At 56.0% G+C, this 25116-nt stretch carries 20 protein-coding genes, 1 tRNA gene and 1 pseudogene; 11 read left to right on the top strand and 11 right to left on the bottom strand.

What is annotated here, in order from left to right:
• Positions 1-7: 7 nt before the first annotated feature.
• The 4 genes from hisG to H6F46_RS09405 form a co-directional block, all read right to left on the bottom strand.
• Positions 8-652 carry an ATP phosphoribosyltransferase gene (gene hisG, locus H6F46_RS09420; protein ID WP_099535255.1) on the bottom strand — a complete coding sequence of 215 codons (645 nt, stop codon included), beginning with the start codon at positions 650-652 and terminating at the stop codon, positions 8-10.
• A gap of 155 nt (positions 653-807) precedes the next feature.
• On the bottom strand, positions 808-1035 hold the full coding sequence (locus H6F46_RS09415) for a DUF1049 domain-containing protein (RefSeq protein WP_190354575.1): 228 nt from the start codon (positions 1033-1035) through the stop codon (positions 808-810).
• Between the two features lie 138 nt (positions 1036-1173).
• The gene (locus H6F46_RS09410; protein ID WP_099535251.1) at positions 1174-1641 is read right to left on the bottom strand and encodes a CYTH domain-containing protein; all 468 of its coding nucleotides are present in this window, start codon (positions 1639-1641) and stop codon (positions 1174-1176) included.
• Between the two features lie 207 nt (positions 1642-1848).
• A tRNA-Ala gene (locus H6F46_RS09405) sits at positions 1849-1921 on the bottom strand.
• Between the two features lie 420 nt (positions 1922-2341).
• Between H6F46_RS09405 and H6F46_RS09400 the strand changes: the two genes are divergently transcribed.
• Genes H6F46_RS09400 through H6F46_RS09390 form a run of 3 tightly spaced genes read left to right on the top strand, consistent with a single transcriptional unit; the run spans position 2342 to position 8833 of the window.
• Complete coding sequence (locus tag H6F46_RS09400; RefSeq protein ID WP_190354574.1) at positions 2342-3721, top strand: efflux RND transporter periplasmic adaptor subunit; 1380 nt, start codon at positions 2342-2344, stop codon at positions 3719-3721.
• Positions 3722-3726: 5 nt separating this feature from the next.
• The gene (locus H6F46_RS09395) at positions 3727-7023 is read left to right on the top strand and encodes an efflux RND transporter permease subunit (protein ID WP_190354573.1); all 3297 of its coding nucleotides are present in this window, start codon (positions 3727-3729) and stop codon (positions 7021-7023) included.
• Between the two features lie 49 nt (positions 7024-7072).
• A complete protein-coding gene (locus tag H6F46_RS09390; protein ID WP_099535244.1) occupies positions 7073-8833 on the top strand; it encodes a SpoIIE family protein phosphatase in 1761 nt (586 codons plus the stop codon).
• 35 nt (positions 8834-8868) lie between these two features.
• On the opposite strand, the gene H6F46_RS09385 is transcribed toward H6F46_RS09390, so the two are convergent.
• Both H6F46_RS09385 and H6F46_RS09380 read right to left on the bottom strand, forming a co-directional pair.
• Entirely contained in the window at positions 8869-10014 is a 1146-nt protein-coding gene (locus tag H6F46_RS09385) for a cob(I)yrinic acid a,c-diamide adenosyltransferase (RefSeq protein ID WP_099535242.1), read from the bottom strand.
• 88 nt (positions 10015-10102) lie between these two features.
• Positions 10103-10354 (bottom strand): hypothetical protein, encoded by a 252-nt coding sequence (locus tag H6F46_RS09380; protein WP_190354572.1) that lies wholly within the window; start codon positions 10352-10354, stop codon positions 10103-10105.
• A 15-nt stretch (positions 10355-10369) separates the two neighbouring features.
• On the opposite strand from H6F46_RS09380, the gene fraC reads away from it, so the two are divergent.
• From fraC to cysW, 5 genes are all read left to right on the top strand, one after another.
• Positions 10370-10951, top strand: a complete 582-nt coding sequence (gene fraC / locus H6F46_RS09375; protein WP_099535239.1) for a filament integrity protein FraC — start codon at positions 10370-10372, stop codon at positions 10949-10951.
• 71 nt (positions 10952-11022) lie between these two features.
• Complete coding sequence (locus tag H6F46_RS09370; protein ID WP_099535237.1) at positions 11023-11619, top strand: DUF5357 family protein; 597 nt, start codon at positions 11023-11025, stop codon at positions 11617-11619.
• 336 nt (positions 11620-11955) lie between these two features.
• The gene (locus H6F46_RS09365; protein ID WP_099535235.1) at positions 11956-12774 is read left to right on the top strand and encodes an ABC transporter permease; all 819 of its coding nucleotides are present in this window, start codon (positions 11956-11958) and stop codon (positions 12772-12774) included.
• 204 nt (positions 12775-12978) lie between these two features.
• Positions 12979-13824: a sulfate ABC transporter permease subunit CysT gene (cysT, locus tag H6F46_RS09360; protein ID WP_190354571.1), complete on the top strand. Its 846-nt coding sequence runs from the start codon at positions 12979-12981 to the stop codon at positions 13822-13824.
• A 160-nt stretch (positions 13825-13984) separates the two neighbouring features.
• A complete protein-coding gene (gene cysW / locus H6F46_RS09355; protein WP_190354570.1) occupies positions 13985-14851 on the top strand; it encodes a sulfate ABC transporter permease subunit CysW in 867 nt (288 codons plus the stop codon).
• A 94-nt stretch (positions 14852-14945) separates the two neighbouring features.
• On the opposite strand, the gene H6F46_RS09350 is transcribed toward cysW, so the two are convergent.
• Together H6F46_RS09350 and H6F46_RS09345 are read right to left on the bottom strand one after the other, a co-directional pair.
• Entirely contained in the window at positions 14946-15101 is a 156-nt protein-coding gene (locus tag H6F46_RS09350) for a PCP reductase family protein (RefSeq protein WP_099535229.1), read from the bottom strand.
• Between the two features lie 117 nt (positions 15102-15218).
• Positions 15219-16430, bottom strand: coding sequence for a site-2 protease family protein (locus H6F46_RS09345; RefSeq protein WP_099535227.1), 1212 nt, complete (start codon positions 16428-16430; stop codon positions 15219-15221).
• 148 nt (positions 16431-16578) lie between these two features.
• Between H6F46_RS09345 and H6F46_RS09340 the strand changes: the two are divergent.
• Together H6F46_RS09340 and H6F46_RS09335 are read left to right on the top strand one after the other, a co-directional pair.
• A pseudogene (locus H6F46_RS09340) lies at positions 16579-17466 on the top strand (alpha/beta fold hydrolase); the annotation flags it as partial.
• A gap of 426 nt (positions 17467-17892) precedes the next feature.
• Positions 17893-19098 carry a 4-hydroxy-3-methylbut-2-enyl diphosphate reductase gene (locus H6F46_RS09335; protein WP_190354676.1) on the top strand — a complete coding sequence of 402 codons (1206 nt, stop codon included), beginning with the start codon at positions 17893-17895 and terminating at the stop codon, positions 19096-19098.
• A 385-nt stretch (positions 19099-19483) separates the two neighbouring features.
• Here the strand turns inward: H6F46_RS09335 and H6F46_RS09330 are convergent, their stop codons facing one another.
• On the bottom strand, positions 19484-19783 hold the full coding sequence (locus H6F46_RS09330) for a hypothetical protein (protein WP_099535225.1): 300 nt from the start codon (positions 19781-19783) through the stop codon (positions 19484-19486).
• Between the two features lie 680 nt (positions 19784-20463).
• Here H6F46_RS09330 and sds point away from each other — a divergent pair.
• Positions 20464-21435, top strand: a complete 972-nt coding sequence (gene sds / locus H6F46_RS09325; protein ID WP_099535223.1) for a solanesyl diphosphate synthase — start codon at positions 20464-20466, stop codon at positions 21433-21435.
• 187 nt (positions 21436-21622) lie between these two features.
• Here the strand turns inward: sds and H6F46_RS09320 are convergent, their stop codons facing one another.
• Together H6F46_RS09320 and H6F46_RS09315 are read right to left on the bottom strand one after the other, a co-directional pair.
• Positions 21623-22555: an Npun_R2821/Npun_R2822 family protein gene (locus H6F46_RS09320; RefSeq protein ID WP_190354569.1), complete on the bottom strand. Its 933-nt coding sequence runs from the start codon at positions 22553-22555 to the stop codon at positions 21623-21625.
• A 320-nt stretch (positions 22556-22875) separates the two neighbouring features.
• Positions 22876-25101, bottom strand: coding sequence for a secretin and TonB N-terminal domain-containing protein (locus H6F46_RS09315; protein WP_347278303.1), 2226 nt, complete (start codon positions 25099-25101; stop codon positions 22876-22878).
• Positions 25102-25116 lie beyond the last annotated feature (15 nt).

Raw genomic sequence — 25116 nt, 5'->3', positions numbered from 1 at the left:
ACAGGCCCTAGGCCACCTGAGCCAGGGCCGATCGCAGCGCGTCCAAATAGCCCCCCACGTTGTAAGTGTTGAGGCGGTAGCTCACCGGGTGGGCAATGAGGCGGGCTGTGCTTTCAAACAACACCTCAATTTCCACCAAGCCGTTCTCCTTGAGGGTGCGCCCCGTGGCCACCAAGTCCACGATCGCCTCAGACATGCCCGTGATGGGCCCCAATTCCACTGAGCCGTAAAGGGGCACAATCTCCACCGGTAAATCCAACGACTGGAAATATTCGCGGGCACAGCGCACAAACTTGGAAGCAATACGGCTATGGGCCGGCAGATCGATCGCCCGCTGATAGGGCCCATCCGCCTGGACTGCCACCGACATGCGACAGCCTCCAAAGCCCAAGTCCAGCACGTTGGCAACGTTGGGCGCTTTTTCCCGCAGCACGTCGTAGCCCACAATGCCCAACTGCGCTTGGCCGCATTCCACATAAACCGGCACATCGCCATTGCGCACCAGCATGGCCCGCGCCGTGCCGGTGGGGTCGGTCACTTGCAGTTGGCGGTTGCTTTTGTCGAGCAGAACGCTGAAGTCTAGGCCCGCAGCGGCTAGCAATTGCACGCTATCGGCCAGAAGGGAGCCTTTGGGAATGGCGATGGTCAGCACAGGGCGATCGGGGGGTGGGATGGGGCAAGGTTTCGCCCGCCTATTGTATAGATCTATTTCCCGCGTGGCGCATCTTTTGTTTGGGTGTTTGTGTTTGCTTGGGTGTTTATTTGGGTGTTCATGTCCTTTGGGCTTCATTGCGGCCCAAGCTGGCGCTAACGTCGCTGACTCGATCGACCGCTGGGCAACAGGGGAAACAGACCCGCCACCACCACGCCCGCCCCAAAGCCCGTTGCCAACAGAAAACCAAAGGGCATTTGCACGGTGCGAGATCCAAACCACTGCATGGAAACAAGGGTGGCGTTTTGGACGGAAATGAGAGCGATTCCGATCGTTCCTGTGGCCACAATCAGAGCGATCGTCAGATTGGCTAGTTTGCCCATTTTTTACCTGATTTTTGACCTATCGTTTGGACTGAATTTGGTATTTGCCATCGGGTGATTAAACAATTGCTTGAATTGCTTTCAATTAAACAATTGCTTAAAAAAACTGCCCGAAAAGCTACCAATCTGCCTTAAAAACTACCAAGTGCTGAAGGGGCGATCGGCTAAGGCAGAATTTCGATAGCGGGGATCATGAGACACTTCTTCACCAATCCAGTCTGGTAATTGCACCGGTTGATCGGGGCGATCGAGTTCAATTTCCGCCACGATGAGTCCTGCATTGCTGCCAAAAAATTCATCGATTTCCCAGCAACCTTCCGCACAGGGTAACCGATAGCGAACTTTGTCGATCGGGGGTGAAACACAGAGTGTTGCCAACATTTCCGTGGCATCAATAACGGGAATTTCGTATTCGTATTCCGATCGCGCCAGACCATCGGTTTGGCCTTTGATGGTTAGAAATGCCCGATCGCCCGCAATGCGTGCCCGCACGGTGCGCACGGGATCCGACCACAGATAGCCCTGTTGGTAGCGTTTGCCCGGCTGGACAAGATCGCGCCAACGGTTCGATCGCACCAAAAATTTCCGCTCAATCTCGATCGCCATGGGAAGTAGCTGCTGATCAGGATATTGAGTCTGAATATTCAGCCTGGAGTGTTTAGTCTTGAATGTTCAGTTTGGAACCGGTTTGGAACCAGTTTGGAATATTCAGAACTGGGGCTTCAGATCTCCTCTAAATTTTCGAGGATCTCTTCAACCGTTTGGGTTTATTTTTAAGTTTATTGTTAGTTTGCTGTTCCTGAAGGAACGGGATGGAGCTAAGCGGATTCGAACCGCTGACCCCTTCAATGCCATTGAAGTGCTCTACCAACTGAGCTATAGCCCCGTTCAGCGAAGTTAATAATCGCCTAAAAGTTTGGATTCGTCAACCCAATCGACCAAATTTTTTTCGGCGGGATTGGGATCAGGTGCGCTAAGGTAGCACTGCTTCTGTAAAGAAGCATTACGAAATTAATCCTCCCGTCGATCGCGCCAGTCCGACTAGCCAATGGCACGAGCCATCGAGTCTTTCGGGGCGATCGGCTCCGGCAGAACTGCTCCACAGCTTTAACTGCTCCCATCAACTGATCGACCCATGAATAACCTTTCAGTTCCTCCAACGGCGTCCTTTGGGTTGCCGATCGGCTTGGATCGATCGCCCCAAAGGCGGTCTCGATCGGGTCGCTGTAATCACCGCCCTGGCCTTTTTGCAAAGCTTGGGTTTGAAACCGAGCCTGAAACGAATTCCCGCGTCAGGCTCGGTTTCATGCCCGTGACGCGGGGGCAACGACAATTTGGCCCACAGTCGATCCGGCGGCGGTGGCTCAGTGGCCTCTGTGGCTTGGCCCTGTTGGCCAGCGGTTGCCAAAACGCCATTCCCCCCAGCGATGCCCAACCGGCCCCGCCGGGAGCCGCTGATCGAGCGGGGCCGCCTTCGGTGGATGTGGCCTTGGCCAAAACCGCCACTCAGCAAACCACCCAGGACTATAGCGGGACGACTCAGCCCTTTCGAGAAGTGGCCGTGCGATCGCGGGTGGAAGGCTACGTGCTAGACATGCGATCGGACGTGGGACAACCGGTGCGCCAAGGACAATTGTTGGCGCGGGTGGATGCACGGTTGTTGACCTCCGAGGCCGTGGAAGCCCAAGCGGAGGTTTCTGCTCGGGAGCTGGAAGTGGCCAGCAGCCAAGCCCAAATTGGCGAAGCCCAGGCCCGAGTGGGCGAAGCAGAACTGCAACTGCAACAGGCTAAGTCTGATCTCGATCGCCTGGAGCGATTGTTTCGGGAAGGGGCGATCGCGGAGCAAAGTGTGGAAAATGCCCGCACGGCCGTGGGAACTGCCGCCAAAGCCCTCCAGGCCGCCCGCCAACAGGTGAAAACCCGCCAGCAAACCGTGGCCGTAGCCCGGCGCAGGGTGGCCGCCCAACAGGCGATCGCCGATCAGGCTCGCCAACGTCAGGATTTTGCCCTGGTGCGATCGCCCCTCAGCGGTCGTGTGTTGGCCAAGCTGTTGGAACCCGGCAGCCTGGCCCAACCGGGCAGCGAAATTATCCGCATTGGTGACTTTAGCCAGCTCAAGATTTTGGTGCGCCTGTCCGATCGGTCCCTGGCGGGTGTGCGGCTGGGGCAAGGGGCCCGGGTGCGGCTGGATGCCTTGCCGGGTCAAGAATTTATCGGGCGGGTCACGGCCATTTCTCCCTTGGGCGACGCGGTGGCTCGGCAAGTGCCCGTAGAAATCACTATCCCCAACCCTGATGGGCGCTTGGGTAGCGGGCTGTTGGCCCGGGTGAGCTTTGCCCAGGCGGCCGCCGCCCGAGTCACCATTCCCGAGCGGGCCTTGGCGGTGGCCGATCTGGCCGATCGCGCTCCCGGTGGGCCGGGGGGGCGAGGGGGGCGTTCTGCCGAAGCTGGGCAATCCGCCGCCAACGCGCCTGTTCCCACCCAAGGCACGGTGTTTGTGGTGCAAGGGGAAGGAGAAGCCGTAACCGTTGCGCCAAGGTTGGTGCAGTTGGGATCCCGGTTTGATGGCCAGGTGCAGGTGCTCTCGGGTCTGCAACCGGGCGATCGCTATGTCCTGCGCAGTAGCGGCCCCCTGGCCGCGGGCGATCGGGTGCGACTGAGTGCAATTTCTGAACCCGCGAGGTAAGGCAAATGTTTGATTCGCGGCCCACGGGCTTTAGTCTCAGCGCCCTGTCGATTCGTCGTCACATCGCCACCCTGATGTTGGCAGTGGCGGCGATCGTCCTCGGGGGCTTCTTCGTCAGCACCATGCAAGTGGACTTGCTGCCCTCCATCACCTATCCCCGGATTGGTTTACGGGCCGATGCACCGGGCGTGTCACCGGAAGTGGCGATCGATGAAATTACCCGTCCGCTGGAGGAGGCCCTTTCAGCCACCGAAGGCGTGGTGCAGGTGTATTCCCAAACGCGAGAGGGCAGCATCAGTCTAGATTTATATTTCCAGCCGGGCGGCAACTTAGATCAAGCCCTGAATGATGCAACGGCGGCCTTTAACCGGGCCCGGGGCCGACTGCCGGACGCGGTGGAAAATGCGCGGCTGTTTAAATTTGACCCTTCCCAGTTACCGGTTTATGAGTTGGCGGTGACCTCCCCTGCCCAATCCCCTGCTCAGTTGCGGGTGTTTGCCGATGAGGAACTCTCGCGCGAGCTGAATGTGGTGGATGGGGTGGCCTCGGTGGATGTGTCCGGCGGGGTGGAAGAAGAGGTGCGGGTCACGCTGGATCTGCAACGGCTCCAGGCGATCGGGCTGGATCTGCAAACGGTGTTGGATGGCTTGAGCGATCGAAACCAAGATATTTCCGGTGGCCGAATCTATGCCCCCGATGGGGAACCCTTGACCCGGGCCACGGGCCGGTTTCGCAGTGCGGCTGAGTTAGCCCAATTGCCCTTTGTGGTGCGGAATGGCAACGGCAGCGCCCCCACCCAAACCGTAACCCTCAGCGACTTTGCCACGGTGGTGGATGGCACGGCGGAGCAGCGGGTGGAAGTGCGCTTGAATGGTCAGCCGTCGGTGAAGCTGAGTGTGCAAAAGCAGCCCGATGCCAACTCGATCGCCGTGGTGGCCGCCGTCAAACAGCGGCTTCAGGAACTGGCGGCCAATGGCACGATTCCGGCAGATGTGACCCTGTTGCCTACCCTAGATGAGTCGGTGTTTATTCAAAACGCTGTCTCCAACGTGATTTCCTCGGGCTTGATGGGGACAGGGTTGGCGGCCTTTGCGGTCTTTGTCTTTTTGGGATCCCTGCGCCAAACCCTGATTGTGTCGATTTCGATTCCGCTGGCCACCCTGGCGGCGGTGATTTTGATGCGGTTTTGGGGCCTGACGATCAACGTTTTCAGCTTGGGTGGTTTGGCCCTCGGTGTGGGGATTGTGGTGGACAACTCGATCGTGATGATGGAAGCGATCGTGGAAGGAACCCGCGCCAATGGCCGAGAGGTGGAGCCAGCGGAAGTGGTCGATCGGGCGATCGCCAGCAGCCAAGCGGTGGAGTCGGCCCTGTTGGCTTCCACAAGCACCAACTTGGTGGCCGTGTTGCCCTTTTTGTTCATTGGCGGGTTCATTGCCCTGCTGTTTAATGAACTGATTTTGACCATTAGCTTTGCGGTGGCGGCCTCAATTTTGGTGGCGGCCACGGTGGTTCCAGCCATGGCGGCGCGGTTGCTGGCGGTGCGTTGGTCGAGCGGTGTGGGTCGTTGGTGGCCCCTGCGAGCGTTCGATCGCTGGATGGATGGGGTGATGGTCAACTATGGCCGGCTACTGGGCGGGCTAATGCGGGTGCGGCTGTTGGTGGTGTTGGTCATTGCCACGGCCCTCACGGTCAGCAGCCTGTCCGTGATTGGTTACATTCCCCAAGAAATCCTGCCGCGCATTGCCACGGGCCAGGCGCAATTGGTGGCGATCTTTCCACCCAGCACCACCCTGGAAACCAATCGCCAGGTGATGGAACGGGTTGACCAAATCCTGCGCCAACAGCCGGAAACGGAATACGCCTTCACCACGATCGGGGGATCCCTCTTTGGCAGCAACACCAACGAAAATCCCCTGCGCAGCACCAGCACCATCACCCTGAAACCGGGAGCCAATGTGGAAGCCTATGTGGAGCGGGTGAATCGGCAACTGCAAAAGCTGAATTTGGTGGATATTCGCCTGCGGTTGCGGCCCGGGGAAGTGCGGGGCTTGATTTTGAATAACTCGCCCGTGCGGGGGGCTGAGTTGGATGTGATTTTGCAGGGGAATGATCCGGCGGCCCTGGCACGGGCCGGGCGGCAGGTGTTGACGGCCCTTGATGAGCAAGCCACGCTGGCGGCCTTCCGGCCCGATGGCGATCGCCCGCAGCCGGAGGTGCAAATTCGCCCGGATCCCACCCGCTTGGCCGATCTGGATCTGGACATCACGGACATTGGCCGGGCGATCGAAACGGCGATTCAAGGTTCCGTGCCCACCCAATTGCAGCGGGGGAACCGGTTGGTTGATGTGCGCGTGCGGCTTGATCGCGCTGCCATCAGCAACCCCTCCCAACTGCTAGACCTGCCCCTGTTTGCCGGGGCCGATCGGCTCGTGCGTCTGGGCGAAGTGGCCAGCCTCGACAGCGCCCAAGCTCCCAGTGAAATTCAGCGGATTAACCAGCGATCGGTGTTTTTGGTGGCCGGGAACCTGAATCCCGGAGCCAGCCTCAGCGATGCCCTGGCGGAAGTGGATCAAATCCTCAGCAAGCTGGAGTTGCCTGCGGGGGTGACCCGGTTGCCCAGCCCCGCCGCCGAAAGCAATCGCCAAATCCAAGGAGCCTTGCCCCTGTTGGGTGGTTTGGCGGCCTTCCTGGTGTTTGTGGTGATGGCGGTGCAATACAACTCCCTAATTGACCCGCTGGTGATCATGTTTGCGATTCCCCTGGCGGTGGCCGGCGGGATTCTCGGTCTCTATTGGACCCAAACGGCGATCGGGGCCACGGTGGTGGTGGGCGCGGTGCTGTTGGTGGGGATCGTGGTGAACAACGCCATCATCATGGTGGAGCTGGCGAACCAACTGCGCGAACAATACCAACTCACCCGCAAAGCCGCGATCGTCCAGGCCGCACCCCAGCGGCTCCGCCCGATCCTGATGACCACGATCACCACGGTTTTGGGGATGTTGCCCATGGCCCTGGGCATGGGGGCTGGCGGAGAATTTCTGCAACCATTGGGGATTGTGGTGTTTTCGGGGTTGTCTCTGGCCACGTTGCTGACCCTGTTCTTGATCCCCTGCCTTTATGTGTTGATGCATGAGTGGGTGACTTGGCCGGCGGCCTTGCTGAACCGCCGACCCCGGGCGATCGCCCCGGTGCTGGAAGGGCCCCTGGATGGCGAGCCAGAATTGGATCCGGTGACGGTTCCGATCGAACCGTCCGAAGCCGCCACAGCCGGAGATCGGCCGCCGGACTACACCCGTTAAACTCAGAGACCAACGGCGATTGCAACAGCATTCTCTGGAGATCTCGTCTATGCCCACTTCCCTGCGCCGATCGCCCCCACTGCGATTTGGCCAGGCCCAGTCGATCGGGGCCGCGGCCGCGGCGGCCCTGATTGTGCTTGTGGCAACCAGTGTGTTGGTCGGTTCCGAAAACCGCCAATTTCGCAGCCAGGAACGGGCCACGGTACTCAGCAAACTCAGCACGGTTCGCGCCAAGCTCGAAGGCTATATCAACTCCCAATTGCTGCTGGCCGAGTCTCTGGCGGCCTATGTGGCGGCCAATCCCCAAGTGACTCAGGCGGAATTTGCCCGCATGGGTACGGTGCTGCTGGAAAAAAACAACGGCATCCGCAGCGTCAACTTGGCTAAAAACTCCGTCATTAGCCATATCTACCCCTTGCAGGGGAATGAGCTGGCCCTGGGATTGAACTTGGTGGCCAAACCGGAGCAACGGGCCGCCGTGGAACGTGCCATTCAACAAAAGCGCTCCACCATTGCCGGCCCCGTGAAGTTGGTGCAAGGGGGAGTCGCTTTCATTAACCGCACCCCGGCTTTTGTGGTGGATCAACCGGGCTTGAACGCGTCACCGACCTACTGGGGCCTGGCCAGTGTGGTGGTGGACGAAATGGCGATCTATGAAGCGGCGGATTTGCCAAAGGTGAGCCAGCAATTGGCGCTTACCATTCGGGGCAAGGATGGCCTGGGAGAGCGGGGCGATGTGTTTTGGGGCCAGGCTCAGGTTTTTCAACAGGATCCGGTGTTGGTGGGGGTGGCGATTCCCAATGGCACTTGGCAGTTGGCGGCGATTCCCCGATCGGGCTGGCGCGATCGCTCCCCGGTCGCGGGGGTGATTTGGCTGCTGGGCGGTGCGCTGTCGATCGGGGTGGGGGCAGTGGTTTGGAAGCTGATGGGCGAACCGACCCGCCTGCAACGGGCCGTTGACCAAGCCACGGCGGAGTTGCAAACGGCCTTGCAGGATTTGCGCCAGGAAATGGACAACCGCCAGCAGGTGGAAGCGGCCTTGAGCAACAGTCAATTAGCCTTAACCAAAACCCAAGCGGAGTTAGAAATTGCCCATCGCTTACACAAAATGTTGCTGCCACCCAAGAGCGAACTGGCGGCGATCGAATCGTTAGAAATTGCCAGCTTCACGGCGGCCGCGGCGGAAGTGAGCGGTGATTATTACGATGTGATTTGTCAGGGCGATCACATCAAAATTGGCATCGGTGATGTGACGGGCCATGGCCTAGAAAGCGGCCTCTTAATGCTGATGATTCAGATGGCGGCTCGCACCCTGTTGGCGGCCTGTGAGCATAATTCGGCCCGCTTTTTAAACACAATTAACCGTGCAATTTATGAAAACCTACAGCGCATGAACTTGCACAAACATGCCACCCTGGCGCTGTTGGATTATCAAGGGGGGCGGCTGTGTTTAACGGGGCAGCATGAGGAGGTGATTGTGGTTCGATCGAGCGGTGCGATCGAACGATTTGACACGATGGATTTGGGTTTCCCGATCGGGATTGAGCCAGATATTGCCCATTGGGTGCAGAAAGCCACCCTGGAACTACAAGCGGGTGATGTGGTGGTGCTTTACACGGATGGTATCACGGAAGCCCAGGGCGATCGGCAGACAGCCTATGGATTAGAGCGGCTTTGTTGGGTGGCTTGTCAACAGCGCGATCGCCCAGCAGCGGAAATTATCGAGGCGATTGTTGCGGATTTACGAAGTCATCTCAATCACCAGCAGCCTGAGGATGATATGACCCTGTTGGTGCTGAAACAACGCTAGGATTCCTGTGAATAATCCAAACCTGAAATTCAGTCCTAAAAATCCACGCCGCGCTTCAGATCCATGCCTTTTTCCGCATAGTGCTTGTGGCAAATCATCTCCGAATAAACGCTGGCTAGGTTGAAATAAGCCGGTGGATTCAAACAACGGCCGGTGATGATGATTTCGGTATCTTTGGGTTTGCGTAATAGGTCGCGGGCGATCGCTTCCCCATCCAGCAATTCCAAATCAACGGTGGGGTTTAGCTCATCCAGAACGATCGTTTTATATAACCCCGAGGCGATCGCCGCGCGGGCTAGTTCCCAGCCGCGCTCCGCTTCGATGTAGTCCAGTTCCTGTTGTTGGCCGCGCCAGACGATCGCGTCGCGCCCAAACCGCAGATGATCCACCAGGCTGGGATAGCTCTGTTGCAGGGCGGCGATCGCGGCATCTTCGGTGTAGCCGCTGCCCCCTTTCAGCCATTGGGCAATCAGCACCCGGTGGGAACTGTCCCGGCCAATGCCCCGCCCGATCGCCTGGAGCGCTTTGCCGAGGGCGCTGGTGGATTTGCCCTTGCCCGCGCCCGTGTAAATTTCAATGCCTTCAATGCCTTCCAAGTTCAGGTTGGGATCCAATTCCCGAGGGCGCATTTCCGAGTGCAAATCGGCAATATCCAGCAGGGCCGTGGGGGCGCTGCGGCCTGTGGCAATAATTTCCAACTCCGATGGCTTGTTTTTCAGGGTGCTGATCACTTCATCGAGATCCAGCAACCCCAAGTCCAACACGGGGTTAATTTCATCCAACACGACGACGGAATATAGCCCCGAGGCGATCGCCCCTTTGGCCACATCCCAACCCCGCTGGGCTTCCAGGCGATCGAACTTGGTCACGCCTTCGGGCCCGAAATATTCCGATCGCCCTGTGCGTACCTGGTCAATCAGGTGGGGAAAGCCGCGCTGCAAGGCCGCGATCGCCGCGTCTTCGTCGTAGGGGCGATCGGGCCCCTTCAAAAACCGCAACAGTAAAACTCGGGTTTGCCAGTCGCTGTGGATGCCCAAGCCAATTGATCGCAACACAACGCCCAAGGCCGCTTGCGATTTGCCCTTACCCGCGCCATCGTAGACGTGGATTTGCCCCAATTCCCGATCGTCGCGGGTCTGGGCTGTGCGAATACCAATGCCGTTTCGTGGTGCGGTTCTCATGCCGATGCTACAAACGTTGCTGAAGGTTACTGAAAAACCGGAATCTGAGCCATTGCTCAGGGGCCTGTGTCTAGTGCCGCTCGGGTCGTCAACGGGACAGGGAACAAGGCATCGCCCCAGGCTCCGGCCGCCGCTTTTCCCGCAGCGCCAGCGATGCAAAATGCAGGGCCAATGCAGGGTCATAATCCCAATGCCGCGCCCTCAGGATCTTAGACCGAAGCGCCCAGACCCGATCGCCCCGATCAGCTCGATCGCGACCGAACCCCCCCGATCGCAGAGAAGCCAGCCCGGTAAAATCAGCATTAACCGGCCCCAACTTCCAGCCTGCAAACCCTGACACCCCCCGATCGCCCCTATGCCTCTGATCTTGCCTTTGCCCACCGTTATTTTTCAGATTTTGTTTCTGTTTATCGCGATCGCCAGTGAAGCGGTGATCTTCAACCGACTGGCGGGCATGAACCAGCGCCGCAGCGTGGAATATGCCGCCGCCATGGAACTGCTGGTGCTGTGCGTGGGGTGGGCCTGTTTCTTCACGGCCTATGAGCTGTTCCCGCCCTCAATTCAAAACGATTTGCAGTCGCTGATCTTGCAAGGCGTTTGGTCGAGCGAGCTAAATAACTGGCTATTAATTGTTGTCCCGATCGTCTTTTTCCTGATCTTTGAACTGAAGTCGATCGCCGTCCAATTCCTAGACTTAATCTTGAAATATCCTGCCCCCGGTGCTGATTTGGGCCTTCCGGAAGAGCCGGAAACCGAAACAACCCCCACCCTCACCATCACCATGCGCAAGCAGCTCCAGAGCTTCTTTCAGCGCTACCAGTCCATTCAAAGTGAATTAGCCAAAAAAACGATCTTTTGGGGACATATTGCCAGCACCGGCATTGGCGCTTTGGTGATTGCCATTCAAAGCATTCTCTTTGCCCTTCGTCAGGCTTAGGGTGACTCATTGAGTTCAAAGACAACCGTAAGACCACAAGACCACTGTAAGTCATAGGAAATTGACAGACAATGCTCAAAGAAATTAGCGGTGATTTTTGGAAAATTGTACAACCCAGAAAAGCCTTTTCCTGGCAAACTCTGCTCTGGGTCAGTATTGGCTTTTTAATCTTGTCTGTTATGGCACGGTTGGGAGCGAATAACCTGGAATTACAGCGCACCTTTGCGGGCTTCAGTGCCCTGATGTTGGCCCTGTCTGGGGTGGTTTGGTCGATCGAGCAAAAGCCAATTCAAATTCGGGGTGTTTCCCTTGGTCCCTGGATGGCCGGTGCTCTGTGCTCCCTGCTGCTCTATCGGTTTTTGGCGGATCCCAGCAGCGATCGCACCGATGCCCTGTACTTAGCTTGCTTAACCTTTCCGCTCAGTTCAATTACCATCAAAATTGTCCAAGATTTTCTCAGCAAGCCCACGGATTCTCGCTACAAAGTGCCGATCAAAGAACGCATTCCTCTGGCGATGTGGTTGCTGGGCCATTTCTTGCTGGCCTTCTGGATTCGGTTTGCTTTCATGATTCAATCCTGGATTGATCAACATCCAGCTCTGAATAATAACGATGTCCGAGCCTATGCAGCTAGCATGTTTGTCTGGCCAGTCGATCTGTTTCAATAGGGTTGATCGATCTCATCAGGATCATTAGGATCAACAGAGTGATCGTAACTTCGGCTTCATTGGCTTTGAGTTAATTAGTCTTGGATCAATCATCCTTGAACTAATTAGCATCAGATCCAGCGTTAGCCCGTAGGGTGGGCAGTGCCTACCTCATAATTGCTCCATGACACCCACGATATGATGTGCCAATCGTTCTAGGTAAAGGCTGTAATTGATTTAGGATTGATTAGTATTGATTGATCTTGAAGGAATCGACACGCGATCAATCAACGTTGAATTCAGCGACTTTGCCCTTTCTCTCTTGTATTCACGTTGCGTTCAGAATTCGTCAGGAACATGGGTCAATTAACAGGTTGGCGAGCATTCTTGGCTGGGTTCAGTGGCCAGCGAATTTGGGCGATCGCCCACAATGCTTTTCTGGAGGCTTGGCGCGCCAAAATCGGCTATTTACTTTTGGTCTATGCCGTAGCCTTGGTGCTGGCGATCGCCCTAGTACCCTTAATTTCCGCCGGTGATTCCGCTGGCAAAATTGTGCTCGATGGCTGCTTGGCCGCCACCAGTCTGCTGGGGCTGTTGGTGACAATTTTGGTGGGCACAAGGCTGATCGATCGCGAAATCGAACGCCGCACCATTTTGCTCGCGATCGCCAAACCCCTCAGCCGCACAGAATTCATGCTGGGCAAGCACTTGGGTTTGTCGATGCTGTTGGCGGCCTGGGTCACGGGGGCCACGCTGGTGCAAACGGTGGGCCTGTGGTTGTGGGGACGGGCCAGCTTTGAACTCAGTGCCATGGTGTTGACGGCTCTGTTTGCTTGGCTGGAGCTGGTGCTGATTGCGGCGGTGACCCTGTTGCTGGGATCCTTCACCAGCCCCCTGCTGGCGGTTGTGCTGACCCTGGCGATTTACCTGATGGGCCACATCAGCCGCAACCTGCTGACGATCGGGATTCAGCTTCAAGATCCCTTTATGCAGCGGCTGACGGAAATTCTCTATCTGATCCTGCCGGATTTGGAGCGGTTTAACCTCAAAAACCTCGCCGTGTATGGCCTGATTCCCGAGGGGCATCTGTTGATCGGTGATGCGGTGTATGGGGTTTTATACGCTGTGCTGCTGTTGTGTGGGGCAATTTTCGCCTTTTCGCGACGAGAGTTCTAAGGGCCATTCTTCCGCTCAGGGAACGATCGCCCATCCAACGCATCCTATGGCGACTTGTCCGTATATCGCCCCTATATCGCCCCCGTATCGCATATGTGGCGATCATGCCCAGATTTTTCAAGAATCTCCCCTAAATCGATTGGGAATGTGTACTTTCGGGAACCCTTTGGCTTATCCTGAAAACGACTTCGTTGCAAAATCCCTATGACCGCCAACGCAACTTCCCGCCGTCCGCGTCGCAGCTGGGCCTGGCCCCAGAACCTCTCCATTCCCTGGCAGGTCACGATCGGCTACATGTTGCTGCTGTTGCTGTTGCCCTTTGCGGCCATGTTCAGCAAAGCCAGCACCCTCCCGATCGAGAGCTTTTGGGAAACGGCCACCGCCCCGATTGCCCTGGCCACCTATCAGGCCACCTTTTTAACGGCTTTTTTGGCCGCTGCGGTCAATGGTCTGGCGGGGTTCATCGTTGCTTGGGTTCTGGAGCGCTACCAATTTCCCGGTAAGCGGCTGCTGGATGCGGCGATCGACCTGCCCTTCGCCCTGCCCACCGCCGTAGCCGGCCTGACCCTGGCCACGGTTTACAGCGAAACGGGTTGGATTGGCTCCCTGCTGGCTCCCCTGAAAGTCCGCGTTTCCTTCACCATCACTGGGGTTTGGGTAGCTATGCTCTTCATCTCCCTGCCCTTTGTGGTGCGCACTTTGCAGCCCGTGATTCGGGAAATTGAATCGGAACTGGAAGAAGCGGCCTGGAGCTTGGGGGCTTCCCCTTGGCAAACCTTCACCCGAGTGCTGTTGCCGCCCCTGCTGCCCGCCACCATCACGGGGGTGGCCCTGGGATTTGCTCGATCGGTAGGGGAATTCGGCTCAGTTGTGCTGATTGCCAGCAACGTGCCTTTTCAAGATTTGGTCGCTTCCGTCTTGATTTTCCAAAAGCTGGAACAGTACGACATCGAAGGAGCCACCGTCATTGGCACCACCATGCTGCTGATTTCCCTGGTCATGCTGTTGATCATTAACCTGCTGCAAGCTTGGGGTCGCCGCTACGACTAGTTTTTTCCCCAATGGAAGCGACCGCCGCAACCACTGTTTGCAGTCCTTTCACGATTAATCGTTAAAAGTTAATCGTTAAAAGTGCGTCGCGCCTGCCGCCACCAGCCGCACGCCACCCCTTCGTCAATCCACCTTTGCGAACTTTTCCCCGTCGGTCACCATGGCTTCGACCCCTCTGAATCCCCCCAACGCTCCCCAGTCTTTGCCCCAAAAAAACTTCAAAGTTGATTGGGTGAAACTAACTCTCATCTTGGGAGTTGCTGCCTATCTATTGCTGGTGCTGGTAATTCCCCTGCTGAATGTGATTTACCAAGCACTCGCGGGCGGTTTTCCGGGGTTTTGGGCCGCGCTGCAAGAGAGCGACTTTCAAAAAGCTGTTCTGCTGACGCTGCTGATTGCGGTGATTGTGGTTCCTTTGAACACGGTTTTTGGGCTTTGCGCGGCTTGGGCTTTGACGCGGCGCAATTTTCCCGGTCGCGCTTTTCTGTTAAGCGTGATTGACCTGCCGTTTTCCGTGCCGTCGGTGGTGGCGGGGTTGATGTTGGTGCTGCTCTATGGGCGGGAAGGTTGGTTTGGCCCCTTGCTCCAAGATTGGGATGTCAAGATCATCTTTGCGGTTCCAGGCATGGTCTTGGCTTCGGCCTTCGTAACGATGCCCTTTGTGGTGCGGGAAGTGTTGCCGGTGCTCGAGGACTTGGGCAAAGACCAAGAGGAAGCCGCCCGCACCTTGGGCGCGAATGAGTGGCAAATCTTTTGGCGAGTGACGCTGCCATCCATTCGCTGGAGTGTGATGTATGGGGTGATTTTGACCAATGCTCGCACCATGGGCGAGTTTGGGGCGGTGGCGGTGGTTTCCGGCAGCATTGCGGGCAAAACGCAGACCTTGCCGCTGTATGTGGAGGAAGCCTACAAGCAATATCAAACCCAAGCGTCCTATACGGCGGCGTTGCTGTTGGCTTGCTTGGCGTTGGTGACGTTGGTGCTGAAAACGGTGCTGGAACAGCAAACGCAAACAGGGGATGAGTAGTCGATCAAATCGATCGCCCCGCGCCACCAATAGATCAGTAGCCGATCGAGTCGATCTCTCCGCGCCGCCACAGGAGAATAGCCTTGAGCAATCCCTAGCCAAATTTTTTCTTGGCGGCTTCGTAAACTTCAACGGTGATGGTGGTTTCACCGGCTTCTTGGGCGAATTTCTCGATCTTTTTGCGAGCGGCGGGCCGTACAAAGAATGGAATTTCTTTGAGCTTGGCTTCGGCTTCGGGAGTCCAGTTCATAAGTAAGCAAATCAAGACGAGCAAGTTAACAAGATTGCCTGGGATTTACGACTGGTCAAGCGGTCGCCACCCAGGACAGCGGCAACTGAGAGCGGTGGCAACCGGGTCAGCAGGCCCCTAGGCCATCTCTTCAGCCAGGGTGCGGGCGATCGCCCCGAGGTTAAAGCCCGATGGGTAGCAATGTTCGGCTTTGCACCGCTTCAGTTCCGTTTCATTGATCACGATTTTGAGCCGCTGCATGATTTGGCGGGTGAGGTCAGCGCGATCGAGCGTGCCCACCACGGAACCGATCGGACTCAAAACCACCAACCGCTTCACCTGCCGTTCTTCCATTAGCAGGGCCGCTTCGGCCAGGGTGGCACTGTCCGCGATCGAGGCGAGGCGGTCAATGGGTTCAATGGCATCCACCACCCGAATCCAGGGCCAGCGCTCATGGTCAATGGCTTTGAGGCTTTCGGGATCAATCCGGCCCCGATCTCGGCCATCCATGGCCACAAAGTACTCCGGGCGATCGGCCGTCAGCAGATAGTTATCCACAAAATCCCGCAGGCTCAGGTGGCCATCCACGATCCGGAATTCCCGGGACTGGGCATTGGCCACCCGTTCATTCACCAGGGCTTCTTGCACGGTGGTCAGGCGTTCGTAACTGGCGGCATTTCGCAAACAGAACCAGCCAATTAACCCAATCCACCACCCCTGGAGACCACCGGGCACAAACAGGATCAGGCAGGCCGCCAAGCTGATGCCCAACCAGCCGATCGCCTGGCCAGCTTTGGCGGCCCAACGCACGCCCGTAAACCGGCTGCCGGTGGCTTTCCAAACCAGTGCCTTCAGAACCTGGCCGCCATCAAGGGGCAAACCGGGAATCAGGTTAAACACCGCCAGCACTAAATTAATCCGCGCCAAATTCAAGCAAAGAATGGTGAGCGGGCTGGTGGGAGCCAACCGCCCGATCGCGGACAGCAAAATAAACAGGCTCAAGCTGACGAGGGGCCCCGCGATCGCCACTTGCATTGCGCCGCCGGGGGTTTTGGATTCCCGGTCGATCGCAGCCACACCGCCAAACATGAACAGGGTGATCGAATTCACGGCGATGCCTTGCGATCGGGCCGCCAAGCTGTGACCCAACTCATGCACCAGCACGGAGCCAAAGAGCAACAAAGCGGTCAGCAAACCCAACAGCCAAGTTAGCCCCGCGCCCCAATCGGGATAGCGGTTCGCCCACTCAACACTGTTGGCGGCCGAAAACCAAACCAAAATTAAAAACCACGATGGATCGACTAGTAGCGGAATGTTAAAGATCGACCCCACGCGCCAACCGCTTTGCATGGTAACCGCCTCAATCGATCGAACTCTTTCTTCCAGGGTAACGCGCTTCCTTGGATCGACTGAATCGACGCAAGGAAATTGATAATTATCAGCTTTACAATCTCGTTAGGCTCCCTTTTCCAATCCCTTTCCCCCTGCCGTGACTGCGATCGCCCCTGAACTCACCCAATTTTCCGCCACCGATGCTTGTCCTTATGTTTGGACTTGGCAAGGCCATCGCATTTGCTATCAGCATTCGGGTGATGCTGGCCCCGCTGTGGTTTTAATCCATGGGTTTGGCGCTTCCTGGCGGCATTGGCGTAAAAATATTCCCTTTTTGGCGCAACATTGCCGAGTATTTGCCCTTGATCTAATTGGTTTTGGGGGGTCAGCCAAGCCCACGCCCGATCGGGAAATTCGCTACACCTTCGAGACTTGGGGGCAGTTAGTGGCGGACTTTTGCCGCGAGGTGGTTGGGGAAGCGGCGTTTTTGGTGGGCAACTCGATCGGCTGCGTGGTGGCCATGCAGGCGGCCGTTGACCACCCCGAGCTGGCGCGGGCGGTGGTGTTGTTGAACTGTTCCTTGCGCCTGTTGCACGATCGCCGCCGGGCCGAGCTGCCCTGGTTCAAGCGAGTTGGCTCCGGCTATTTGCAAAAAATCTTGGGTTGGCCTTGGTTGGGCCGAACTTTTTTCCAACAAATTGCCCAGCCGGCCACCGTGCGCAAAATTCTTTGCCAAGCCTACCGAGACACCAGCGCGGTGACGGATGAGCTGGTGGAGATCCTGATGGAACCGGCACGTGATCCGGGGGCGGCCGATGTGTTCTTGGCCTTCACGCGCTATTCCCAAGGGCCGTTGCCAGAGGACTTGCTCCCGAAGCTGCCTTGTCCGGCCATGATTCTGTGGGGCGCGGCGGATCCTTGGGAGCCGATCGAGCGTGGGTTGGCCTTCGAGCAATACCCAGCCGTTGAGCGGTTTGTGAATTTGGAAGGAGTCGGCCACTGCCCCCAAGACGAGGCTCCCAAGCAGGTGAACTATTTGCTGCGGGATTGGATTCTTTGGAAAGCGGCAGCCAAGCAGCAGCATTCACCCTTGTCGATCGGGGATTGGGTGGAAATTGCAGTGGTGCGGCCCGATGGAGACCCAATTTGGAACGGCTTGCGCGGCCAGGTGGCACAGGTGGGCGATCGGGCGGTGACGGTGCGAGTGGAACAGGGCCAAGGCATCCGGCACTTCTATCGAGAAGATGTGAGGGCGATCGAACCGCCAACGGATTTGGAGTGGGAAAAAGATGGGGAATAGGTTGCGCAGGAAGTCCATCACTGCCGCCGGATCCGGCCCATCACTGCCCGATCGCCCCTGATACAATGGGGCCGAGCCGTTTAAACAAAACTCGATTTAAATCCCGAGAGCGATCGCATGGAAACGCCCGTCACCGACCTGGCCCCCGAGACCCAAGACAGCGCCGCCCAAACCGCCCCTCTGGATACCAAAGCATTTCGGCGATCGCTGAACCATTCTGATAATTACTTTCGGCGCGGATTTGGTCACGGAGAAGCGGTGGCTGAAACCATGGCCACCTCTTACCAAAGCGGTTTAATTCAAGAACTGCGGGCCAATGGCAACGTGTTGACCCGGGGCGATGTGACCATTCGCTTGGCCCAAGCATTCGGGTTTTGTTGGGGGGTGGAACGGGCGGTGGCCATGGCCTATGAAGCCCGCAAACAATTCCCCACGGAGCGCATTTGGATCACCAATGAAATCATCCACAATCCATCGGTAAATGACCATTTGCGACAGATGGGTGTGTTGTTCATTGAAGTGAACCATGGCCAAAAAGACTTCTCGGTGGTGGAACGAGGAGACGTGGTGATTCTGCCGGCGTTTGGGGCCAGTGTGCAGGAAATGCAACTGCTGAACGATCGCGGTTGCATCATCGTAGACACCACCTGTCCTTGGGTGGCGAAGGTGTGGAACAGCGTTGAAAAACACAAAAAAAGTGATTACACCTCGATCGTCCATGGGAAATACAACCATGAGGAAACGATCGCCACAAGTTCCTTTGCCAATAAATATTTGGTTGTGCTGAATATGGAGCAGGCGGAATACGTCAGCAACTATATTCTGCACGGCGGAGATAAGACAGAATTTCTCGCTAAGTTTGCCAAGGCTTGTTCTCAAGGGTTCGATCCCGATCGGGATCTCGATCGGGTGGGTGTGGCGAACCAAACCACCATGCTCAAGAGCGAAACCGAGGCGATCGGGAAACTATTTGAGCGCACCATGATGCAACGGTTTGGCCCCGACAAACTGAACGATCACTTCATGAGTTTCAACACCATTTGTGATGCCACCCAAGAACGGCAAGATGCCATGTTTGAGTTGGTGGATGCGCCGATGGATTTGATGATTGTGATTGGTGGGTTTAACTCTTCCAACACCACCCATTTGCAGGAAATTGCCATCGAACGCCACATTCCTTCCTATCACATTGACAGTGCCGATCGAATTGTGGATGAGCGGGCGATCGAGCACAAACCCCTCCACGGCGACATCGAACGCGCCGAAAACTGGTTACCCGCCGGGCCGATCACCGTGGGCATCACTTCCGGTGCATCCACGCCGGATAAGGCCGTTGAGGAAACGATCGAGCGGATTTTTGCCTGCAAAGAACGCCTCGCTCAATAGGTTAGCCAGAATTTTTATTCTGAGAGGCGGTCTAGAACGTTAACGGTTGATGGGCGATCTAATGGGCGATCTTAATGGGTGATCGTGATAGGCAACTTTGTTAACCCACGAAAGCCCCATCAAAAGCCTCATCAGAAGCCCCGCCAAAAACACTATAAAAACGGGGTACTGGCTCTTAACCAGCACCCCGTTTCTGTTGTGGCAAAAGCTTACAGCAACTTGGATTGACTAGGGACTTGAGATCCTTATATTTGAACCCAAGAGTTGAATCCAATCTTGGTTGAACTCAATCATTTCATCAGAGAAATGCTGCTAGAGAGAACCTGTTGGATATTGTGTCCTTTGCCTTCTTGGTTTGACCTTTATTCAACTTTTGCTCCTGGAGCTAAAAGCGTCTGGTGGCCAGGTCGCGACCATCCGATAACCCCAACGATTCCACCCGATCGCCTCTGGATTCCGTAACTCGTTCAGCGACTTCTTGGTAGCGGTTTTTATAGCGTTGCTGTGCGATCGACAGCAGCAAATAAACCACCGCCAAATAGACTACCGATGCCCCCAAAATAGTCCAAGACGTTTGCTGCGGAAACACCAAATGCGCCACGTTATTAATCGGTAATGAATACCGATTTGCGATCACCAATCCTTGGTAGAGGGCCAATCCCACCAACAGTCCCAGCGCGTTCATAGCAGTAACTGTACATGAATATAGTTTTTGTGAGCTGAAAATATGGTCGCGCTGAAGCCAGCACTGAAATATGGTTCAAAACGCGATCGACATCCCCCGGTCGCCGTTTCAAAACAATGACAGCACTCACCATGGCGCACACCAAGGCCGAACCCTGACTCAAGGCAATTGAGAATCGGAGTCCAACCTAGTGCTTAACCCCTATCTGGGTCTGGGCCTCACTGAATAGAACCATCCCATCGGGAACCGGAACACCCTTTAAGGATGCTGATTCGCGATCGCTACCGGATTGGTTCGGGTCAGCAGACCTGATAGCGGCTTGGATCTGGTCGTCTTTGTGTGAGAGTGCTCACGCAATTCACATTTCGGAGTCCAGTCCTATTCAATTCGGCAAAGCTTGCAGCGGGCAGCTTTCCCATGAAGTTTTTAGAAACCCCTGACCTATAGAATAACACCTGATTTCTCAGGGTTGACAGTGAATTTTTGGTGGTTTTTACAAATCTTTAGAAATCCCCAAAAGCCCGTATTGATGGGCATTCGTGCAACAGCGATCCCCGATCAATCACCGTAACCTTGACAAATCCCGATCCCACTCATCTACACGGATTGGTCTGGGGTTAGCTTAAAATAATCACAGAATGCGTAAAATTTCGTAACCTGATGCTGCACCGGGCCAATCCATGACCTCGACGATTTCCCTGCTTTCTCCGGTTGAAGCCGATCTTGATGCCATGACGATGAACCTGCGCAAGCTGGTTGGCGCAAAGCATCCGATCCTCTATGCAGCGGCAGAGCACTTGTTCAGTGCAGGCGGCAAGCGTTTGCGACCGGCGATTGTGTTGTTGGTGGCCCGGGCCACGATGGGGTCAGCGGAAATTACGGCCCGACATCGACGGTTGGCAGAAATTACGGAAATGATCCACACGGCCAGCTTGGTTCACGATGATGTGGTGGACGAAGCCGGAACGCGGCGGGGTGTACCCACCGTACACAGTCGTTTCAACAACCGGGTGGCGGTGCTGGCGGGCGATTTCCTCTTTGCCCAGTCCTCTTGGTACTTGGCGAATTTAGACAATCTGGAAGTGGTGAAGCTGCTTTCGGAAGTGATTATGAATTTGGCGGAGGGCGAAATTGACCAGGGCCTCAATCGCTTTGACACCAGCCTGACCCTGGAAGCCTATCTACAAAAGAGCTACTACAAAACCGCATCGCTGGTGGCCAACAGTTCCAAGGCGGCGGCGATTCTGAGCGATGTGGAGCGATCGGTGGCTGAACGGCTCTATAGCTACGGTCGCCATGTGGGTTTGGCGTTCCAGGTGGTGGATGACATTCTCGATTTCACCAGCTCCGATGAGGTGCTCGGGAAACCGGCAGGGTCGGATTTGCGCAGCGGCAATCTGACGGCTCCGGTTTTGTATGCGCTGGAGGAGTTCCCCCAACTGGAGGGGCCGATCGAGCGGGAGTTTTCAGAGGAGGGCGATATTGAAACGGCCCTAGAATTGGTGCGATCGAGCCAGGGTATTGAGCGGTCTCGTGCTTTGGCGAAACATCACGTGGAGCAGGCGATCGAGGATGTGATGGTGTTGGCTCCGTCGGCGGCGCGGGAGGCCTTGGTGGGGTTGGCACATTACGCGATCGAACGGATTTACTAAGGTTGGCTGGGTTTCAAGGGGGGCGATCGGGTGATGGTCGCCAACGGGTGATCATCCCAGAGCAATCACGATCCAGAGCAATCACGATCTCAAACCAACAGCCACTCCAGACAAGGGGCTTAAGCCCCTTGCCCTCCAGGATTCTGCGACGCAAGAACCGGTGTTTGGCGAATCCGAGTGATCGGCCCTAGCGTTTGGGATGGGGCTTCAGGATGCGTTTGGCCTTGGTCAGTGCCCGTTGCCAGATCGATCGCGGGGGTGGCGGGGCCAACGGGGAGACGGTCGGTTTCGGTTCGTGTAAATATCGATATTGCTCCCACAGTTCCCAGTAGGGACAACCGGGCTGGAGTCGAATGCCGGCCCAATGCAGATAGGGAACGGGTTTGTTGACCTTCGGATCGATCAAGCGATCGCCCTGCCAAACAAAATGTTTGCTACCGGCCCAGCTTCCGGGCCCCTTTGCGGGCCGCTGTGTCCAATTCCAACGCCGAGGAAACCGACGTAAAACCATGTAGTTAATGATCGGTTGGTCGGATGTTTTCTTAGAAAAATCAAAATATTCTGGGTGGGCGGCACATTCAGCAAAGGTGTCGTACAAATCCTGTTCGGTAATTAATCCCTTGCGAGATCCCCACAAACCACCGTTAAAAGTTCCCCGCAAATCTTCTTCTGTAAAAATGCCTTGCTCTAGAACGGTGGATGTGAAAACGTCCTTCAGACCTCCAGCATGTTGATAGTCATAGCAAACAAAGTCTGCTTCAGAGAGGGCATCAAGGCATTGAATAATCGGCTCAAAAACAATCAGGTCTGTGTCAATGTAGAGAAATTCATCAAAGGGGCCAAACCAGCAAGCTTGTTTACGAAACTGATTAGGACGAGCGAAAAATTCCTGACCAAAGATGCTTTGAAGCTGAACGGAAAGACGCTGAATAAACTCTAGATCTTCAAATAATAAAACACCGAAGCGATCGCTCAGAATTTTGGCAACCTTTTGGTAGTGATCATCATAGGGAATGAGCATAACGGGTGTTTCGGAATCAGTTGCCCGAATACTTTCGAGCAGCGCGATCGCATGTTCCGTTACTTTGTCATTGGCGATGATATAAAATCCACGACTCATAGTCGATCGATCCTTTGCAATTCAGTTCAGCCGATCCTTGGCCATTTCAGCATAGGCCTGAACCTCTATTCTTGCCATCGGTTGCCAAATCCCCATAAATCGGAGCTATCTTGGATTGTGCTCAAAGATGATGCGCCCAAGAATCATGCGCCCAAGAGTCATGCGCTCAGGGCTGATCGGCTGAGAAAGAATTGGGCGATGAGATTGATCAAGAATAATCTGCTCAGAAATTCAAAGGGGCGATCGAACCTGCTCGATCGCCCCTTAATTTGCTCGATGGATGCCGTTAACCCCTGAAAACGGCAACCGCCAGTGTTTTTCTATCGCATGTTGGTGCGTTGAATTAGCTCTTGGGCTTCTCGGCTGGGCGTGTAGCTGTAGCCAGCGGTTGAAGCATTCGAGTCGTCCAGCAATTGCGGTGTGAGCAACACCACCAACTCCTTGCGCTCGTTGCGGCGATCGGTGCGGCGGAACAGAGAACCCAACAGCGGTAAGTCACCCAAAATCGGAATCTTGCGCACTTCGCTGCGGTCAATGTCCTGGATGATACCTGCTAGAACCAAAGTCTGACCATCTCGTAAGCGAATGGTTCCAGAGGACAATTTTCGCTCATTTAGCAGTGTAATGAGCGTGCCATCGTCCAAGGATCCTTCAATGCTAACTGGAGTTTTGAGCGAGGGCGAAACCGATAGGGTCACAAAACCATTGTCATCGATGCGATCAATTTGGATTCCCAAAATTAAGCCAGCCTTTTCCTTTTCTGGCTCGGAGGTTGTTACTGCTGCACTGCTATTTGTCGTCGTGGTTGACTTGATTTTACCGATTACTTCCTCGGTGAGTTCGACATTGGCAACTTGCCCTTCTTGAACCACAAGTGTTGGGTCAGTCAGAATCTTGGCATTGCCATTGACCACTGAAGCCTGTAACTGTGCCAGAAAGTCATTGGCAATGTTAAATCCGTTCGGATTTTGCCCATTCCGAATCGCAACATTATTGACTACATTGACACCTTCACCAATCACTGAAGATGGGCGTAATCCCACTTCTCGATCTGCGACATCCACTGAAAATGGTGCACCACGATCACTCCAGTTCACAACACCAAGACCGCCGGTGTTAATAATCCGAGTGCCTCCAATTCCAAAAGAGAAACTTGTACCCAGGCGCTCATTTTGCAGCAAATTGATATCAATGACTCGCACATTGACCACCGCCTGTCGAAGGCGGCTATCAATTCGTGATAGTTGGTCAGATGCTAGAACAATTAGGTCTCGCCGTCCTACTAGCGTGATTGAGTTAGTCCGTGCATCTACAGCAATTTGCAATCCACGCAAAATAGGAACTGAGTCTTTGGGGTCATGGCGCAGCGGGTTGATAATGGTGCGCTCGCTGGTGCGAGTTTGAGTCAAGGGAGCTGCCTGAACAGATGCTGAAACCCTAGAAACACCTTGATTATCATCTGAGCCGCCATCCAGGCGCACAACTTCCGTTGTTCGCTCCGTGGCTGCCGTGGCACTTTCGGCCCCCAAAATCACCAAATAGCCGGCCGCTTCGTTGGCCCGCACTTGGTTAAGCCGCACGGAACGCATGGCCACATCCTGGGCTGAGTTCGGGAGGTTACGCCCCACGAAAATGGTTCGACCACTTCGGTTAGCCTGAAGACCGCTAATCCGCAAGACGTAGTTAAAAACGTCCTGGGCCGATTCGTTTTCAATGTCGAGGCTAATGCGAGCATCGGCTCCGCTGGTGGGAGGCGTGCCGGGAGCGGTGGGGCCAGCCGCGTTGTCTGCGAAGGCAATGTTCACGCCGCTGGCCCGGGCTAGCAGCGACAACACCTCGCGCACGGGGGCTTCTCGCAACACCAAACGGGGAATGATTTGGTTGCTGCCCAGGTTAATGGTGTAGGGCTGGATCGGCAGATCGGAAATGGCAATGTCGCCAACGGGTGGGGCGATCGCCCGGGGCATGGTGGGAGGAGCCACCGCCGGACTGAGCACGGCCGGTTGACCATCGATGGTGATGGTGGGGTTGGGAACCAGGACGTTGGGTGCGCCGTTGCCAACCGGCGAGCCGGTGTTGGCCGGTGTTTGGGCTACGGGACTGCCAGTATTGCTGGGGGTGCTTGGGGTGCTGGGGGTGGTCGTGCCGGCATAGCTCAGCAGAACGGCATTGTTGTTGCTGGGGCGAATGCGACCGGTGGGGCGAGCCGTAGTGCCACGTACCGTCACCTGGACGGTGCTGCCATCCAGTTGGGTCACTTCCACTGCTGCAATCCCGGGGGCTGGGTTGGCTCGGGTCACGTTGCCGCCGGGAACCACCAACCGCGCGCCGGCCACATGGGCAATCAGGCTGGTTCCTTGGGGCGGCAACAGGAACACCTGGGGTCGATCGACCGAATCGGTCACCAATTCCACATCCACGCCGCTGCCGCTGCCGCTGATCCGCACATCCAGCACGTTGGTTTCGGCCAAGGCGGGCTGCACGATCGCCACCGTTGCCAACCCACCCATCAGCGCTGCATTGCCCAAAATCCGCTCGTAGTTCACCGTTCGCTCCTCACT

The organism is Limnothrix sp. FACHB-1083, assembly GCF_014696485.1.
In the GTDB taxonomy this organism is placed as follows: Bacteria; Cyanobacteriota; Cyanobacteriia; order CACIAM-69d; family CACIAM-69d; genus CACIAM-69d.
The sequence above is the reverse complement of the archived record's forward strand: the minus strand, read 5'-3'. Positions and strand labels throughout refer to the sequence as shown.

What these genes read in the sequence shown, in the direction of transcription:
- H6F46_RS09415 (WP_190354575.1), bottom strand. Translation starts at nt 1,035, where the DNA reads ATGGGCAAACTAGCCAATCTGACGATCGCTCTGATTGTGGCCACAGGA.
- H6F46_RS09410 (WP_099535251.1), bottom strand. Translation starts at nt 1,641, where the DNA reads ATGGCGATCGAGATTGAGCGGAAATTTTTGGTGCGATCGAACCGTTGG.
- H6F46_RS09400 (WP_190354574.1), top strand. Translation starts at nt 2,342, where the DNA reads ATGCCCGTGACGCGGGGGCAACGACAATTTGGCCCACAGTCGATCCGG.
- H6F46_RS09395 (WP_190354573.1), top strand. Translation starts at nt 3,727, where the DNA reads ATGTTTGATTCGCGGCCCACGGGCTTTAGTCTCAGCGCCCTGTCGATT.
- H6F46_RS09390 (WP_099535244.1), top strand. Translation starts at nt 7,073, where the DNA reads ATGCCCACTTCCCTGCGCCGATCGCCCCCACTGCGATTTGGCCAGGCC.
- H6F46_RS09385 (WP_099535242.1), bottom strand. Translation starts at nt 10,014, where the DNA reads ATGAGAACCGCACCACGAAACGGCATTGGTATTCGCACAGCCCAGACC.
- fraC (WP_099535239.1), top strand. Translation starts at nt 10,370, where the DNA reads ATGCCTCTGATCTTGCCTTTGCCCACCGTTATTTTTCAGATTTTGTTT.
- H6F46_RS09370 (WP_099535237.1), top strand. Translation starts at nt 11,023, where the DNA reads ATGCTCAAAGAAATTAGCGGTGATTTTTGGAAAATTGTACAACCCAGA.
- H6F46_RS09365 (WP_099535235.1), top strand. Translation starts at nt 11,956, where the DNA reads ATGGGTCAATTAACAGGTTGGCGAGCATTCTTGGCTGGGTTCAGTGGC.
- cysT (WP_190354571.1), top strand. Translation starts at nt 12,979, where the DNA reads ATGACCGCCAACGCAACTTCCCGCCGTCCGCGTCGCAGCTGGGCCTGG.
- cysW (WP_190354570.1), top strand. Translation starts at nt 13,985, where the DNA reads ATGGCTTCGACCCCTCTGAATCCCCCCAACGCTCCCCAGTCTTTGCCC.
- H6F46_RS09350 (WP_099535229.1), bottom strand. Translation starts at nt 15,101, where the DNA reads ATGAACTGGACTCCCGAAGCCGAAGCCAAGCTCAAAGAAATTCCATTC.
- H6F46_RS09345 (WP_099535227.1), bottom strand. Translation starts at nt 16,430, where the DNA reads ATGCAAAGCGGTTGGCGCGTGGGGTCGATCTTTAACATTCCGCTACTA.
- H6F46_RS09330 (WP_099535225.1), bottom strand. Translation starts at nt 19,783, where the DNA reads ATGAACGCGCTGGGACTGTTGGTGGGATTGGCCCTCTACCAAGGATTG.
- sds (WP_099535223.1), top strand. Translation starts at nt 20,464, where the DNA reads ATGACCTCGACGATTTCCCTGCTTTCTCCGGTTGAAGCCGATCTTGAT.
- H6F46_RS09320 (WP_190354569.1), bottom strand. Translation starts at nt 22,555, where the DNA reads ATGAGTCGTGGATTTTATATCATCGCCAATGACAAAGTAACGGAACAT.